This is a genomic window from Bradyrhizobium forestalis, from assembly GCF_002795245.1.
Taxonomy (GTDB): Bacteria; Pseudomonadota; Alphaproteobacteria; order Rhizobiales; family Xanthobacteraceae; genus Bradyrhizobium; species Bradyrhizobium forestalis.
This window is the reverse complement of sequence record NZ_PGVG01000034.1, coordinates 17,644-31,320: the sequence shown is the minus strand read 5'-3', so window position 1 is coordinate 31,320 and position 13,677 is coordinate 17,644. Positions and strand designations below refer to the sequence as shown.

Below are 13,677 nucleotides of genomic sequence, written 5' to 3'. Positions count from 1 at the left end.
AGAGGTCGGATTGCTATGGCACGCAATTGCGCGCCTGAGCAATCCGGGTGAGGGGCCGCAGCACACCGTGAGACTGCAGGCCCTCACCCGGATCGCATCTTCGATGCGATCCGACCTCTCCCTATGGGAGAGGTGAACCCTCGGCTCGCATCGATTCAACCAATACTCATTCCGCTTTAGTTGCCGGAACGACACATCGTCTGGGCGGCCTGCATGCGTCGATCCGCCCGCCGTTGACATCCGCAGACTGATCGGGTGATGTTACATTATAACGTCGCGGCGCCCAGGGATTGGCCGCTCGCGACGTGGGGGTGGCGTTTCCAGATGAAGTGGTTCCGGTCGAATAGCAGGCACGGCGCCCGGCTCGCGTTGTTCGCGATGCTGGTGCAGCTCGCGCTGACGTTCGGCCACAGCCACTGGTTCGCGCAGGCCGCGCCCCTCGCCCAATCCTCAGCCCAGCAGATCGACGGCGCCAAGGACAGTGCCACGGGCGTGGCTGCGATCGACCGCGCCGCGGTCCAGAAGCAATCGCCCGCCGGCCCAGGCCGTGAGCAGCCGGGCGAGGACAATTGCGCGATCTGCGCTGTCGTCGCGATGGCGGGCACCGTCGTGTTCGCGACACCGCCCGTGCTGCTGCTGCCACAGGCGATCGAGCTGCTCCACCGCACCACCGATGCGGAATTTCTCCATCTGAAATCGGCCGGCACGGCGTTCCAGCCGCGCGCCCCTCCCGCGTCCTGACCTCCAACGCTTGATCACGCCCAGCCTCGCCGACGCCGGCGAATGAATGGGAGAAGTTGAAGTCGAATTCCGTCGCGCCGCGACGGCAGGCCGCCTCCGATCAGCAGAGCATCATCCGGACGGCGCCTGACTGGAATCAGGACCATGTCATTTCAATTGCGACGCGCGCAGCGTCTGGGCGGAGCAAGCCTGCTCCTGCTCGGTGCTGCCGCCACGCCCGCCTTCGCTCAAGAGCCCGCCCAAGACAAATCATCGACCGAGATCCCCGCCGTCACCGTGACGGCGCCGAGCCCCATCGTGCGCAGAGCGGTGGTGCCGTCGCGTAACGCGGGCCGCGGCACGCGGACCGCGCGGGTGCGCAGCCGCCAGCAGACGGCGGAAGCGGCGCCGGCAGCCCCAGTGCCCGCCGCACCTCAGCAGGGCGTGCTGCCTGTTGTGACCAACCAGTTCGCCACCGTCACCGTGGTGCCGAACGAGGAGATTCGCCGCGAGGGCGGCGGCCAGCTCGGCGACCTCCTGTTCTCCAAGCCCGGCATCACCGGGTCGAGCTTCGCGCCCGGCGCATCCAGCCGGCCGATCATCAGGGGTCTCGACGTCAACCGCGTCGGCATCGTCGAGAACGGCACCAATGGCGGCGGCGCCTCCGACCTCGGTGAGGATCATTTCGTCCCGATCGATCCGCTCGCCACCAACCAGGTCGAAGTGGTGCGCGGGCCGGCGGCGCTGCGCTACGGCTCGACCTCGATCGGCGGCGTCGTCAGCGCCACCAACAACCGCATTCCGGATGCGCTGCCCTCCTGCGCGCCGTCGTTCCAGGCTTACGGCCTGCCGACCAAGGCGCCGCTCGCGAGCGCTGCGACCTCGCCTTGCGTCACCGCCGAGACACGCACCGCCTTCAGCTCGGTCGATCGCGGCGTTGAAAGCGGCGTGCTGCTCGATACCGGCGGCGGCAATTTTGCCTTCCATGCCGACGCCTATGGCCGCACCACCTCGGACTATTACATCCCGAGCTATCCTTATCTGACCGACCAGTCGCGTCCCGTGAACGGTCGCCAGCCGAACTCGGCGACGCGCTCGGACGGCGCTTCGATCGGCGGCTCCTATTTCTTCCAGGGCGGCTATATCGGCGCGTCGATCACGCAGAACGATTCGCTCTACCACATCCCCGGCATCGACGGCGCCGACCACAAGACGCGGATCGACGGCCACCAGACCAAGATCAACGTCAAGGGCGAGTACCATCCCGACGCGGCCGCGATCGACGCCATCCGCTTCTGGGCCGGCGCCACCGACTACCGCCACAACGAGATCGGTCTTGCCGATCCCGCCGACCTCAACAGCGACGGCATCCGGCAGACCTTCACCAACAAGGAGCAGGAGATCCGCACTGAGGTGCAGCTGATGCCGTTCAACGCGCGATTCGCCGAGGTGACGACGGCGCTGGGCTTCCAGGTCGGGCATCAGGAATTGAGCGCGCCGAGCCCCGACAATCCCGGCACGCTGTTCAACGGCCTGTGGGACCCCAACAACAACACGCGCGTCGCGGCTTACGCCTTCAACGAGTTCAAGTTCTCGGAAGCAACGCGGGCGCAGATCGCCGGCCGCATCGAGCATGTCGAGCTGCACGGCACGACGCCTGACTTCCCGGCGGACTTCCTGCCCGACGGCACGCCGCAGGCGGCGATCGCGCGCAATCCGTCCTTCACGCCGAAGAGCGGCAGCATCGGCCTGTTGCAGGACCTGCCGGGCGGCATGGTCGGCAGCATCACCGCGCAATATGTCGAGCGCGCGCCGAAGGCGGCCGAGCTGTTTTCCCGCGGCGGTCATGACGCGACGGCGACCTTCGACATCGGCAATCCGAACCTCACGATCGAGACCGCAAAATCGGTCGAGCTCGGCGTACGCAAGGCAACGGGACCGTTCCGCTTCGAGGCGACCGTCTACTACACGCACTTCGACAATTTCATCTATCGTCGCCTCACCGGGGTGATGTGCGACGATGATTTTGCCTCGTGCGGCGCGCCCGATGGCGAGCTGAACCAGGCGGTCTACTCGCAGCGCAATGCGAATTTCCGCGGCGGCGAATTCCAGTCGCAGCTCGATATCGGCGCGTTCCAGGGCGGCATCTGGGGCATCGAGAACCAGCTCGACGTGGTCCGCGCCACCTTCAGCGACGGCACCAACGTGCCGCGGATCCCGCCGGTCAGAATGGGCGGCGGCGTGTTCTGGCGCGACGACAACTGGCTGATGCGCGTCAACCTGCTGCACGCCTTCGCGCAGAACAACATCGCGGTGATCGCGGAGACGCCGACAGCGGGCTACAATCTGTTGAAGGCGGAGGTAAGCTACAAGACCAAGCTCGCCCCGAACTGGTTCGGCGCGCGCGAGATGATGGCCGGCATCGTCGGCAACAATCTCCTCAACGAGAACATCCGCAACTCGGTGTCCTACACCAAGGACGAGGTCTTGATGCCCGGCATCGGCGTGCGGGCGTTCGCGAACTTCAAGTTCTGAGCGTGAGCCAGTCGGGGCCTACGGGCCCCGACAGGCGCCGCTACGCCTTGCTCCAGTCGGGGCCGACCGCGCCCGACACGCCTTCGAAGGCGCCGTCGACCAGCTCGAACACCAGGATGCGGGCGGCGTCGACGGGGCCCGGCATGGTGACACGGCCCTTGGGGACCGGCTTGAAGCCGACGCGGCTGTAATAGGGCTCGTCGCCGACCAGGAGCACGAGGCGATGACCTTTTTCCCTGGCGTCCTTCAGCGCGCGCTCCATCAACAGACGGCCGATGCCGCGGTCGCGGAACGGCGGCTCGACGGTGAGCGGCCCAAGCAGCAGCGCCGGCGTGTCGCCAATCAGGATCGGCAATTGCCTGACCGAGCCGACCAGCAGCGTGCCGATGCGGGCGGTGAAGGACAGTTCGAGCAGATGGTCGACGTGCTCGCGAATCCGGTAGGCGCTCAGCACGAAGCGGCCGGGGCCGAAGGTACGTTCGTGCAGCCGCTCGATCGCCTGAGCGTCGCCGGCGGCCTCGGGAAGGATGGTCACTGAGAGATCGTTCATGTCAATTCGCGGAGTAGCACTTGCGCATGCGAAGGTCCATGGGCGGTGTCAGCGCCCGGGTTCGCCTCTCCCCAGCAGCAGAGCTAGCGCATTTGAGAGCGTTTCCCTGCAGCCATCCTTCGAGACGCCCGCTTTGGGCGGGCTCCTCAGGATGAGGGCGGAGTGTGCGGCAGCAGTTTCAGCAGGTCCCGTGCCAATTAGCCTCATCCTGAGGAGACCGCGCAGCGGTCGTCTCGAAGGACGGGGCGCTTGCTCAGACCGTTCCGATTGCCAGGCCCCAGCGAGAGAGGTGATGCAGCCTTGGCTCAACCTGCGTCCCGTTTCAACGCCGGCTGGGACAGGTAGGCCAGCATCTTCATCTCCCGCCGCCCTCGCGTGACCGTGTCGAGCACGAGCCCCGACGACGCCGACAGCAGGGCCATGATCATCAGGCCCATCGACAGCACGGCGGTGGGCAGCCGCGGCACGAGGCCGGTCTCGATGAAGGTGATCACGATCGGGATCGCGAGGATCACCGAGACCAGCGCCAGCAGGATTCCGATCGCCGTGAAGAAGCGCAACGGCCGCTCCGAACGGTAGAGCTTCAGCATGGTGCCGAGGATGCGAAGGCCGTCGCGCCAGGTGTTGAGCTTCGAGAACGAGCCTTCGGGGCGCGCGTAATAGGGCGTCTCGACCTCGGCGACCGGCAGCGACAATTCCAGCGCATAGACCGCGAGCTCGGTCTCGATCTCGAAACCGTCGGAGAGGACGGGGAAGGATTTGACGAAGCGGCGTGAGAACACCCGGTAGCCGGACAGGATATCCTTGAAAGCGTGACCGAAGGTCGACGACAGGAAGCCGGTCAGCATGCGGTTGCCAGTGCGATGGCCAAGCCGGTAGGCGGCCGGGACCTGATCGACGCGAAGGCCGACCACCATGTCGAGATGATCGTCGAGCAGCCTGTCGATCATGCGTGGTGCGCTCGGCGCATCGTAGGTGGCATCGCCGTCGACCAGCACATAGACGTCGGCCTCGACGTCCGCGAACATGCGGCGCACGACGTGACCCTTGCCCTGCCGGCGCTCGCTGCGCACGATCGCGCCGGCTTCGCACGCGACCGCGGCGGTACGGTCGCGCGAATTGTTGTCGTAGACGTAGATCTCCGCCGAGGGCAGCGCCTTGCGGAAACCGGCAACGACGGCCGCGACCGCCGCCTCCTCGTTGTAGCAGGGCACCAGCACGGCGATGCGAAGTTGCGTTGAGGTCACCGCGACGGCACTCCGAGGCTTGTCGGCTCGCGCCCGAGCGACGCAGCCTGCCGTACCTGCTCCGGCTGCATCAGCCGGGCGAACGAGGTGCTCCACAGGGAGAGCATCGCGATCGGCACGATGTAATAGGGCGTGAAGATCGGATGGCTCAGGAAGAAGCCGAGGTTGACGACGAGATTGCCGGCGACGACGAGGGCCACCTGCCGTACGCTCCCCTGACCTACCCGCAGCAGCCAGGCCGTGGAGCCGATCGCCAGCACGATCAGCACGAATTGCATGTCGCGCACGTACTGACCGAGCACGGCAAGGTCGAAGGCCGGCGCAACCACATCGGCACTGCCGTAGGTCGTGGCCAGCGGGCTGCCGGCGTTGACGGCCTGGGCGAGCAAGGTCGGGGCCATGCCGACGAGGACAGCGGCGGCGAAGCCGAGCCCCTGCGCGAAGGCCGACAGCGTCCGCATCCGCAGGAACGCGACGGCCAGATAGATGGCATAGCCGGCCGCGAGCAGCGCATTCGGCAATCTGAAATTGACCGACGCGCCGAGCAGGAGGCCAATCAGCGCAATCAGCAGCACGCTGCGTTTCTCCCTGGTCAGCCACAACGCCGTCAGGAAGCCCGCGACGGCGCACACCGCCATGGTCGGCGCCACCGAATAGCTCGCCTTGGCCGGGTTGATCATGAGATAGACGGCGAGCGCGCCGAACAGGCCGGCACCGACGAGCGAGGGCAGCGTGCGTGCCATGGCAATGCCAGACAGCGCAAGGCCGCAGACGATCAGGCTCGCGGCGATGTAGAGCGGCGCCACCTGGTGCCCTTCCGGAAACAGCGCCAGCAGGAATCCCGTGCCCGGCGGATATTGCATCACGTCCTTGCCGCTCGGCATCGGGTTGTGGCACGGCCAGCGGATCGGGTCCTGCCATTCGGCGAACGCGATCTGTTTCATCTTGCCTTCGAAATAGCCGTCGTAATCCAAAGCAGCATTGGTGTTGAGCCCACCGAGCCCCAAGCGCTGGAACAGATGCGCCTGCCTGAGATAGCAGATGTCGTCATAGACCCCGCGCGCCTCGCTCCAGCGCGACATCGTGACGACGTTGCTGGCGAGGATCGCAAGACAGATCAGACCGAAGGCGAGCTTGGCAATCTTCATCCGGTTTTCCGTGGCGTCCGTCGGGCCGGTTACTAGCACAGGCCGCCCTCAGCGCCACGTCGCAATCGGGGGCTTGCCATCCAGCACTTCCGCGATCCGCAGCCGCGTGCCGGGCGTGGTCCCCTCGGGCAGCGCGGTGATGGCGAAGAAGCCGCATTCGACGATCTCGCGGTTGGGCTCGGGCGGGCGATCCTGCCTGAATTGCCTGACCACGTAGACCGCGACGTGGTCGCGGCGGGAGACGTGGCTGTTGAGGAAGATGCCGTGCAGGGCCGCCTCGCCGGTGAGATCGATATCGCCTTCCTCCTTGAGCTCGCGCCGCAGCGCCTCTTCCATGGCCTCACCGAGATCGACGCCGCCGCCCGGCAGGTACCAGCCGCTGACGTAGCTGTGCCTGACCAGGAAGACCCGGTCCTCGGCATCCAGCACCACGGCGCGGACGCCGAGCGTCATGCCGCGGACGAGCAGGAAATAGACATGGAAGATCCGCCGCAGCAACGGCTCGAATTTCCGTCGGACCTGGTTCAGACGTTCTCCCATCAGACTTCCTTGCGGCCGCGATTCAGGCCCTGCTTGCGCGTTCCTCGCGACCTTGCCATTACAGCGGAGCAATAGCGAGGCAATCGCGCGCCATGACTCACAACACGCTGGCCCCCTTCACGCTCGCCCATCTGTCCGATCCGCATCTAGCGCCCTTGCCGAAGCCGCGGCTGATCGAGCTCGCGGGCAAGCGCGCGCTCGGCTACGTCAACTGGACGCGCAACCGCCACAAGTACCAGCGCCGCGAGGTTCTCGACGCACTGGTCGCCGACATGAAGGCGCAGGCGCCCGACCACATCGCGGTGACGGGCGATCTCGTCAACCTGGCGCTGGAGGCGGAATTCGCGCCGGCCCTGTCCTGGCTCGAAAGCGTCGGCCCGCCCGACCGCGTGACCGCGATTCCCGGCAATCACGACGCCTATGTCAGCGCGACGCGTCATCGCTTCGGCGAGACGTTCCTGCACTACATCGCCGCGGACACGCCTGGCGCCGCGGCCTTTCCCGCCGTGCGCCGGCGCGGGCCGCTGGCGCTGATCAGCCTGTCCACGGCGGTGCCGACCCTGCCGCTGATGGCGACCGGCACGCTCGGGCGCGATCAGCTCGCCGCGCTCGCGGAGGTGCTCGAACGGCTCGCGACGGAGGATGTCTTCCGCGTGCTGCTGGTGCATCATCCCCTCAAGTCCGATGCGCGCCAGAAGCGGATGACGGACTCTGCCGACCTGCTGGCGCTGCTCAAGCGCCACGGCGTCGAGCTGATCCTGCACGGGCACGACCACATTCATTCGACGATGTGGTTCGAGGGGCCGAACGGCAACATTCCCGCGCTCGGCGTGCCCTCGGCCTCCGCGCTCGCGCACGGACGCTATCCCGCGGCGGCGTATAATTTGTTCAAAATCGAGAAAGACAATGCCGGCTGGCGCTGCGAACAGACGGTGCGGGGGCTGGGGGCTGGATTTCAGATTCGAGAGATCAAGCAGGCAAGGTTGATTTAGTCCCACGCCGTCATTCCGGGGCGCGCCAACGGCGCGAGCCCGGAATCCATCGGGCGGCAGAGTTGGTGGATAAATGGATTCCGGGTTCATGCTTCGCATGCCCCGGAATGACGGCGGAGAAAAATTCACCAGCTCCGCAAAACCGCCAGCACGGCGACGCCGAACAACGCGGCGGCACCGAGCACAAACCCAAACACGAACGGCCACACGCGCGAGCGACGCGGCGGCGCCGCCTCGGGCTTCGGTTCGGGCGGGACCACCATCGCACGCTCGCGCTCGACCATGCGGCGCGCGACATAGTCGGTGACGGCCTCGACGATCACAGCGGTGTCGTGCGATTCGGCGAGCACGATGCGACCGAAGCGGGTGTCCTGGACGAAGCGGTACATCCGCTTGTCGCGCCCCATCACGATGTGGGCGACGACGTCGATCCACAGTCTCGGCGTATCGCCCTGGCTGATGCCGCGATCGAACAGGTCGACCTTATCAGGCACCTGCGCGAACAGGGGATCGAGCGCATCGTTGAGGATCTCGAGCCGCGCCACCTCGGCGTCCCTGAGATCGACGACGACGCCGGTCCGGTCGGCGGCCTCGATCCGTGCGCGCAGCAGCGCGTCGCGCAGCCGCACCGGGCGCGGCTGGCCGGGATGGGTCCCGCTGGTCTCGGGCTCTGACATTGTCGGCCTCGTCCTCGACTTTCCTTCATTAACCTATCAGCAACCACCCCCTCCGCAAAGACCCACAATTCCAGATACTTACGGCACCCACAGCCGTTTCACCTGTACCAAAAACAGACGATCCCACCCAGGCTTGAGGCCTGGATGGGACCATCCGTCCTTGGACGTCTTCTTAATTCAGCTCGGCTGCCGCCTGATCAGGCTGCCGGGGCGCGCTGCGGCTCTTCCACGATCGAGAAGCGGACACCGGCCTTGTGGCGGCTCTCTTCCGACACCTCGCGCCAGCAGTCCTCGGCTTCCTTGCGGGACTTGAACGGACCTTTGACCTGGGCCGAGCCTTCCACGAGCTTGTGGAAGTTCATCGAACCGAACTCGCCGCCGATCACCCAGAAATTGCTGCCTTTGGTCATTGTCAGTTTCCTTTCGAACTTTCGCGATGCGTTAGCCGAACTGGTTCATGGTGTTGTGAGCGCCGCCCGCCTTCAGGGCAGCTTCACCCGCGAAGTACTCCTTGTGGTCGTCGCCGATGTCGGAGCCGGCCATGTTCTGGTGCTTCACGCAGGCGATGCCCTGACGGATCTCGGCGCGCTGGACGTTCTTGACGTAGCCCAGCATACCCTGCTCGCCGAAATACTCCCTGGCGAGGTTGTCGGTGGACAGCGCGGCCGTGTGATAGGTCGGCAGCGTGATCAGGTGGTGGAAGATGCCGGCGCGCTTGGCCGAATCCGCCTGGAAGGTGCGGATGCGCTCGTCGGCTTCCTTCGCCAGCGGCGTGTCGTCGTACTCCGCCTTCATCAGCTCGGCACGGTTGTACTTGCTGACGTCCTGGCCCGCTTCCTTCATCGCGTCGTAGACCTGCCAACGGAAGTTGAGGGTCCAGTTGAACGACGGCGAGTTGTTGTAGGCGAGCTTGGCGTTCGGAACCACCTTGCGGATGCGGTCGACCATGCTGGCGATCTGCTCGATATGCGGCTTCTCGGTCTCGATCCAGAGCAGGTCGGCGCCGTTCTGCAGCGAGGTGATGCAGTCCAGCACGCAGCGGTCCGCACCGGTGCCGGGACGGAACTGGTAGAGGTTGGAGGGCAGCCGCTTCGGACGCATCATCTTGCCGTTGCGGTTGATGATGACGTCGCCGTTGCGGGCGTTCTCCGGCGTGATTTCCTCGCAATCGAGGAAGCTGTTGTAGAGGTCGCCGATGTCGCCGGGCTTGTGGCTGACGGCGATCTGCTGCGTCAGGCCGGCGCCGAGCGAGTCGGTGCGGGTCACGACGACGCCGTCTTCGACGCCGAGCTCGAGGAAGGCGTGGCGGCAGGCGCGGATCTTCGCCAGGAAGACCTCATGCGGCACGGTGACCTTGCCGTCCTGGTGGCCGCACTGCTTCTCGTCCGAGACCTGGTTCTCGATCTGCAGCGCGCAGGCGCCCGCTTCGATCATCTTCTTGGCGAGCAGATAGGTCGCCTCCGCATTGCCGAAGCCGGCATCGATGTCGGCGATGACGGGCACGACATGGGTCTGGAAGTTGTCGATCTTCTCGATCAGCTCCTTCTCGCGGATCTTGTCGCCTTCCTTGCGCGCCTTGTCGAGGCTGCGGAAGATGTCGTTGAGCTCGCGCGAGTCCGCCTGCCGCAGGAAGGTGTAGAGCTCCTCGATCAGCGCCGGCACCGAGGTCTTCTCGTGCATCGACTGGTCGGGCAGCGGACCGAACTCGGAGCGCAGCGCCGCGATCATCCAGCCCGAGAGATAGAGATAGGTGCGATCGGTCTTGCCGAAGTGCTTCTTGACCGAGATCAGCTTCTGCTGGGCGATGAAGCCGTGCCAGCAGCCCAGCGACTGCGTGTACTTGGTCGGGTCCTTGTCATAGGCCGCCATGTCGGCCCGCATCAACGCCGCGGTGTAGCGGGCGACGTCGAGGCCGGTCTTGAAGCGGTTCTGCAGACGCATGCGGGCGACGGCCTCGGCCGACACGCCGTTCCAAGTCGGCTGGGTCTCGAGGAGCGCCTGGGCCGCCTTGACCTCGTCCAGATACGAGGACGGGCGCTGGAGCGCGTTGATGCCGCGGGGCTGATAATTCATGTGCCTGATCCTTTCGCTGACGATGGCGATGGCTTGCCATCGACATTCTTGACAGTGCATTGCGATATCCGTGTCAGGAGCTAAACGCGAAAACAGAAACTTCGTATAGATACCTTGTATTTTATTGGTGATGTCATGTAACATCAGAACATGTAACAGATGTTACTTTGTAAAGTTTGTAAATATTAGTCAGCGATACTGACCTTGATGAGTCTGGAGAACTGAGACATGGCCGCCGATTCCGGCAAGAAACTCTTCGTCGGTCCGCGCTTCCGGCGGATCCGGCAGCAATTGGGGCTGTCGCAGACCCAGATCGCCGAGGGGCTCGGGATCTCGCCGAGCTATGTCAACCTGATCGAGCGCAACCAGCGCCCGGTCACGGCCCAGATCCTGCTGCGGCTGGCCGAGACCTATGACCTCGATTTGCGCGACCTCGCCACCGCCGACGAGGACCGCTTCTTCGCCGAGCTCAACGAGATCTTCTCCGATCCCTTGTTCCGCCAGATCGACGTGCCCAAGCAGGAGCTGCGCGACCTCGCCGAGCTCTGCCCCGGCGTCACCCATGCGCTGCAGCGGCTCTACGCCGCCTATACCGAGGCCCGCCAGGGCGAGACGCTGGCCGCCGCGCAGATGGCCGACCGCGATGTCGGCACGCGCTTTGAGGCCAATCCGGTCGAGCGCGTGCGCGAGCTGATCGAAGCCAATCGCAACTATTTCCCGGAGCTGGAGCAGGCCGCGGAGAATCTGCGCGATGAACTGAACGTGCCCGCCGAAGGGCTCTATGCGGCGCTGGCCGCGCGGCTGCGTGAGAAGCACTCGATCCAGACCCGGATCATGCCGGTCGATGTGATGCGCGAGACGCTGCGGCGCTTCGACCGCCACCGCCGGCAGCTCCTGATCTCCGAGCTGGTCGATCCGCCCGGCCGCGCGTTCCAGCTTGCCTTCCAGCTCGGCTTAGGTGAATGCGCGCAAGCCCTGGAGACCATCATCGGCCGCGCCGGCCCGCTCGACGATGCGCCGCGGCGGCTGTTCCGCATCACGCTCGGCAACTACTTCGCAGCGGCGGTGATGATGCCCTACCCCGCCTTTCTCGCCGCAGCCGAAGCGCTCAATTACGACATCCACGTGCTGGCGCAGCGTTTCAATTCGGGCTTCGAGCAGGTCTGCCATCGCCTCACGACATTGCAGCGGCCGAACGCGCGCGGCATTCCGTTCTTCCTCTTGCGTGTCGACAATGCCGGCAACGTCTCCAAGCGGTTCTCCTCCGGCACCTTCCCGTTCTCGAAATTCGGCGGCACCTGTCCCTTGTGGAACGTGCACTCGACCTTCGACACGCCGGATCGCCTGCTCAAGCAGGTGATCGAGCTGCCCGACGGCACGCGCTATTTCTCGATCGCGCAGATGGTGCGCCGCCCGGTCGCGCCGCATCCGCTGCCGCAGCCGCGCTTCGCCATCGGCCTCGGCTGCGAGATCCGCCACGCCGCGCGCCTGACCTACGCCGCCGGCATGGATCTGGAGAAAACAGAGGGCACGCCGATCGGCGTCAACTGCCGCCTCTGCGAGCGCGAAAACTGCGCCCAGCGCGCCGAGCCGCCGATCACACGCACGCTGATCCTTGACGAGACGACGCGGCGGGTGTCGAGCTTCGCGTTCTCGAATGCGCGGGAGTTGTGAGGCGGCGCGCTTAGTGGCAAGCAGCGCGCCACTCACTCCGCCGTCATGCCCCGCGAAGGCGGGGCATCCAGTACGCCGCGGCCTATCGGTTCAATCACTATGGCCTCGGAGTACTGGATTGCCCGCCTTCGCGGGCAATGACAGCTGAACAAGTGCCAACATCCAGCCCTCACGCCAGCGTATGCACGATCACCGGCCCCGCTACGGCGCGCGCGTCGCCGGCCAGCAGCGGGCCCAGATCCTTCTCGATCCAGGCGATGGCACGCTTGTTTGCCTCCTCCGCCTGCTCGAACTTGTCGAAGATCGAGATCGCGGTCACCGTGTCGTCTCCAGCATAGACGACGTAATAGGCGCGAAAACCCTCGACGTCGCTGATGATCGGAACGGCGCCGTCCTTGATGCGGCGCGCCAGCTCTTCCGCGCTCCCGCTTTTCGCCTTGGCCTGACGGATGGCGGCATACATGGCATCCTCCTTCCGGCTACTGATGTGAGGGCCTGGGGCCCGGACAGGATGTTACGCCGAAGCGCACCGCCAATCTACGCTTGGTTAACCCGATCCTAATCCGCCTCCGCGATCTGCAACCAAGGGTTAAGCACACCTCAACATCGGTGCCTTAGTCTCGTCGCACTCACTTTTCGCAAACAACGGCGGCCTATTGTGCCGGGCGAAGTGACATCAGGGGGTTCATCATGCGCATTGCGTTGCTGCTGACCGCAACCATCGTCGGCGCGCTCTTCGCCAATTCGTCCCATGCCGGATCGCTCGATGCCGAGGCGGCGCAGCCGCTGCCGCCGGGCTTCCAGAGCTACCGCGGCTACATGTTCGACCTGTCGGAGAACTCCGATCGCAAGGACGTCGACAAGCTCACCGACAATCTGAAGCAGCAGATCGACACCGTCGAAGCGGCCGGCCTGTCGCCGCGCGTGCTGCGCTTCTTCCGCACCGTGCCGATCATCGCGAGCGAGCTCGCCTGCCTCGACGAAGGCGCCGCAACCGCCTGCTACGGCCGCGTCGCTCCCAACGTCGAGCGCCGCGTGCCGCGGTCGCTGACGGTGTGGGACCACGACAAGCAGCGCTGGACCAATCCGAACGCCGTCGACCTCGCGGTCGATTCGGGGCTCGGCGTGATCATGCTGCGGCCGGACATGATGCGCTACGAAAAGGAGGCTGTGCTGCTGCACGAGCTCCTGCACGCCTATCACGCGCGGCTGCTGCCGGACGGCTACGCCAACAAGGGCGTGATCGTCTATTACGCCCTCGCCAAGTCCAAGGACCTGTTGCCCAAGGAAGCCTATGCGATGAAGAATCCCATGGAGTTCTTTGCGGTGACCGCCAGCATCTTCCTGGCCGGAAAGAGCGAATTCCACGATCCGAAGTCGCGCGAGGCGCTCAAGGAGAAGATGCCGGACTACTACAAATACCTGGTCGGCGTGTTCGGCTTCGATCCCGAGCCGGCGGCGTCGAACGGCCCGGTGGCCTCGCTGAAGTGAGGCGGACCTGGCGTCTTCTCAGGCCAAGCC

General features: G+C 65.4%; 13 protein-coding genes. 5 read left to right on the top strand and 8 right to left on the bottom strand.

The genetic code is table 11. From position 1 onward, the window contains the following. Positions 1–324: 324 nt before the first annotated feature. Together CVM73_RS29880 and CVM73_RS29875 are read left to right on the top strand one after the other, a co-directional pair. Positions 325–741 (top strand): DUF2946 family protein, encoded by a 417-nt coding sequence (locus CVM73_RS29880; protein ID WP_167407138.1) that lies wholly within the window; start codon positions 325–327, stop codon positions 739–741. A gap of 144 nt (positions 742–885) precedes the next feature. Then, positions 886–3,255: a TonB-dependent receptor gene (locus tag CVM73_RS29875; protein ID WP_100235372.1), complete on the top strand. Its 2,370-nt coding sequence runs from the start codon at positions 886–888 to the stop codon at positions 3,253–3,255. 40 nt (positions 3,256–3,295) lie between these two features. Here the strand turns inward: CVM73_RS29875 and CVM73_RS29870 are convergent, their stop codons facing one another. The 4 genes from CVM73_RS29870 to CVM73_RS29855 form a co-directional block, all read right to left on the bottom strand. Then, complete coding sequence (locus tag CVM73_RS29870; protein ID WP_100235371.1) at positions 3,296–3,805, bottom strand: GNAT family N-acetyltransferase; 510 nt, start codon at positions 3,803–3,805, stop codon at positions 3,296–3,298. Positions 3,806–4,110: 305 nt separating this feature from the next. After that, the gene (locus CVM73_RS29865) at positions 4,111–5,052 is read right to left on the bottom strand and encodes a glycosyltransferase family 2 protein (protein WP_100235370.1); all 942 of its coding nucleotides are present in this window, start codon (positions 5,050–5,052) and stop codon (positions 4,111–4,113) included. After that, positions 5,049–6,200 (bottom strand): hypothetical protein, encoded by a 1,152-nt coding sequence (locus tag CVM73_RS29860; RefSeq protein WP_100235369.1) that lies wholly within the window; start codon positions 6,198–6,200, stop codon positions 5,049–5,051. The genes CVM73_RS29865 and CVM73_RS29860 overlap by 4 nt, the downstream gene beginning before the upstream one ends. A gap of 48 nt (positions 6,201–6,248) precedes the next feature. Continuing rightward, positions 6,249–6,740, bottom strand: a complete 492-nt coding sequence (locus CVM73_RS29855) for an NUDIX domain-containing protein (RefSeq protein ID WP_100235368.1) — start codon at positions 6,738–6,740, stop codon at positions 6,249–6,251. 107 nt (positions 6,741–6,847) lie between these two features. Between CVM73_RS29855 and CVM73_RS29850 the strand changes: the two genes are divergently transcribed. Then, positions 6,848–7,732, top strand: a complete 885-nt coding sequence (locus tag CVM73_RS29850) for a metallophosphoesterase family protein (protein WP_100235413.1) — start codon at positions 6,848–6,850, stop codon at positions 7,730–7,732. A 125-nt stretch (positions 7,733–7,857) separates the two neighbouring features. On the opposite strand, the gene CVM73_RS29845 is transcribed toward CVM73_RS29850, so the two are convergent. The 3 genes from CVM73_RS29845 to CVM73_RS29835 form a co-directional block, all read right to left on the bottom strand. Next, a complete protein-coding gene (locus CVM73_RS29845; protein WP_100235367.1) occupies positions 7,858–8,409 on the bottom strand; it encodes a hypothetical protein in 552 nt (183 codons plus the stop codon). A 197-nt stretch (positions 8,410–8,606) separates the two neighbouring features. Further along, complete coding sequence (locus tag CVM73_RS29840) at positions 8,607–8,819, bottom strand: DUF4170 domain-containing protein (protein ID WP_027575539.1); 213 nt, start codon at positions 8,817–8,819, stop codon at positions 8,607–8,609. 31 nt (positions 8,820–8,850) lie between these two features. Continuing rightward, on the bottom strand, positions 8,851–10,482 hold the full coding sequence (locus tag CVM73_RS29835; protein WP_100235366.1) for an isocitrate lyase: 1,632 nt from the start codon (positions 10,480–10,482) through the stop codon (positions 8,851–8,853). A 228-nt stretch (positions 10,483–10,710) separates the two neighbouring features. On the opposite strand from CVM73_RS29835, the gene CVM73_RS29830 reads away from it, so the two are divergent. Then, positions 10,711–12,156: a helix-turn-helix domain-containing protein gene (locus tag CVM73_RS29830; protein WP_100235365.1), complete on the top strand. Its 1,446-nt coding sequence runs from the start codon at positions 10,711–10,713 to the stop codon at positions 12,154–12,156. Between the two features lie 169 nt (positions 12,157–12,325). On the opposite strand, the gene CVM73_RS29825 is transcribed toward CVM73_RS29830, so the two are convergent. Continuing rightward, a complete protein-coding gene (locus CVM73_RS29825; protein WP_100235364.1) occupies positions 12,326–12,619 on the bottom strand; it encodes an antibiotic biosynthesis monooxygenase in 294 nt (97 codons plus the stop codon). A gap of 227 nt (positions 12,620–12,846) precedes the next feature. Between CVM73_RS29825 and CVM73_RS29820 the strand changes: the two genes are divergently transcribed. Then, positions 12,847–13,647: a hypothetical protein gene (locus tag CVM73_RS29820; RefSeq protein ID WP_100235363.1), complete on the top strand. Its 801-nt coding sequence runs from the start codon at positions 12,847–12,849 to the stop codon at positions 13,645–13,647. Positions 13,648–13,677: the final 30 nt, after the last annotated feature.

Coding starts and splice junctions, on each gene's coding strand:
- CVM73_RS29845 (WP_100235367.1), bottom strand. CDS start 8,409: ATGTCAGAGCCCGAGACCAGCGGGACCCATCCCGGCCAGCCGCGCCCG.
- CVM73_RS29860 (WP_100235369.1), bottom strand. CDS start 6,200: ATGAAGATTGCCAAGCTCGCCTTCGGTCTGATCTGTCTTGCGATCCTC.
- CVM73_RS29820 (WP_100235363.1), top strand. CDS start 12,847: ATGCGCATTGCGTTGCTGCTGACCGCAACCATCGTCGGCGCGCTCTTC.
- CVM73_RS29855 (WP_100235368.1), bottom strand. CDS start 6,740: ATGGGAGAACGTCTGAACCAGGTCCGACGGAAATTCGAGCCGTTGCTG.
- CVM73_RS29870 (WP_100235371.1), bottom strand. CDS start 3,805: ATGAACGATCTCTCAGTGACCATCCTTCCCGAGGCCGCCGGCGACGCT.
- CVM73_RS29830 (WP_100235365.1), top strand. CDS start 10,711: ATGGCCGCCGATTCCGGCAAGAAACTCTTCGTCGGTCCGCGCTTCCGG.
- CVM73_RS29840 (WP_027575539.1), bottom strand. CDS start 8,819: ATGACCAAAGGCAGCAATTTCTGGGTGATCGGCGGCGAGTTCGGTTCG.
- CVM73_RS29880 (WP_167407138.1), top strand. CDS start 325: ATGAAGTGGTTCCGGTCGAATAGCAGGCACGGCGCCCGGCTCGCGTTG.
- CVM73_RS29875 (WP_100235372.1), top strand. CDS start 886: ATGTCATTTCAATTGCGACGCGCGCAGCGTCTGGGCGGAGCAAGCCTG.
- CVM73_RS29835 (WP_100235366.1), bottom strand. CDS start 10,482: ATGAATTATCAGCCCCGCGGCATCAACGCGCTCCAGCGCCCGTCCTCG.
- CVM73_RS29825 (WP_100235364.1), bottom strand. CDS start 12,619: ATGTATGCCGCCATCCGTCAGGCCAAGGCGAAAAGCGGGAGCGCGGAA.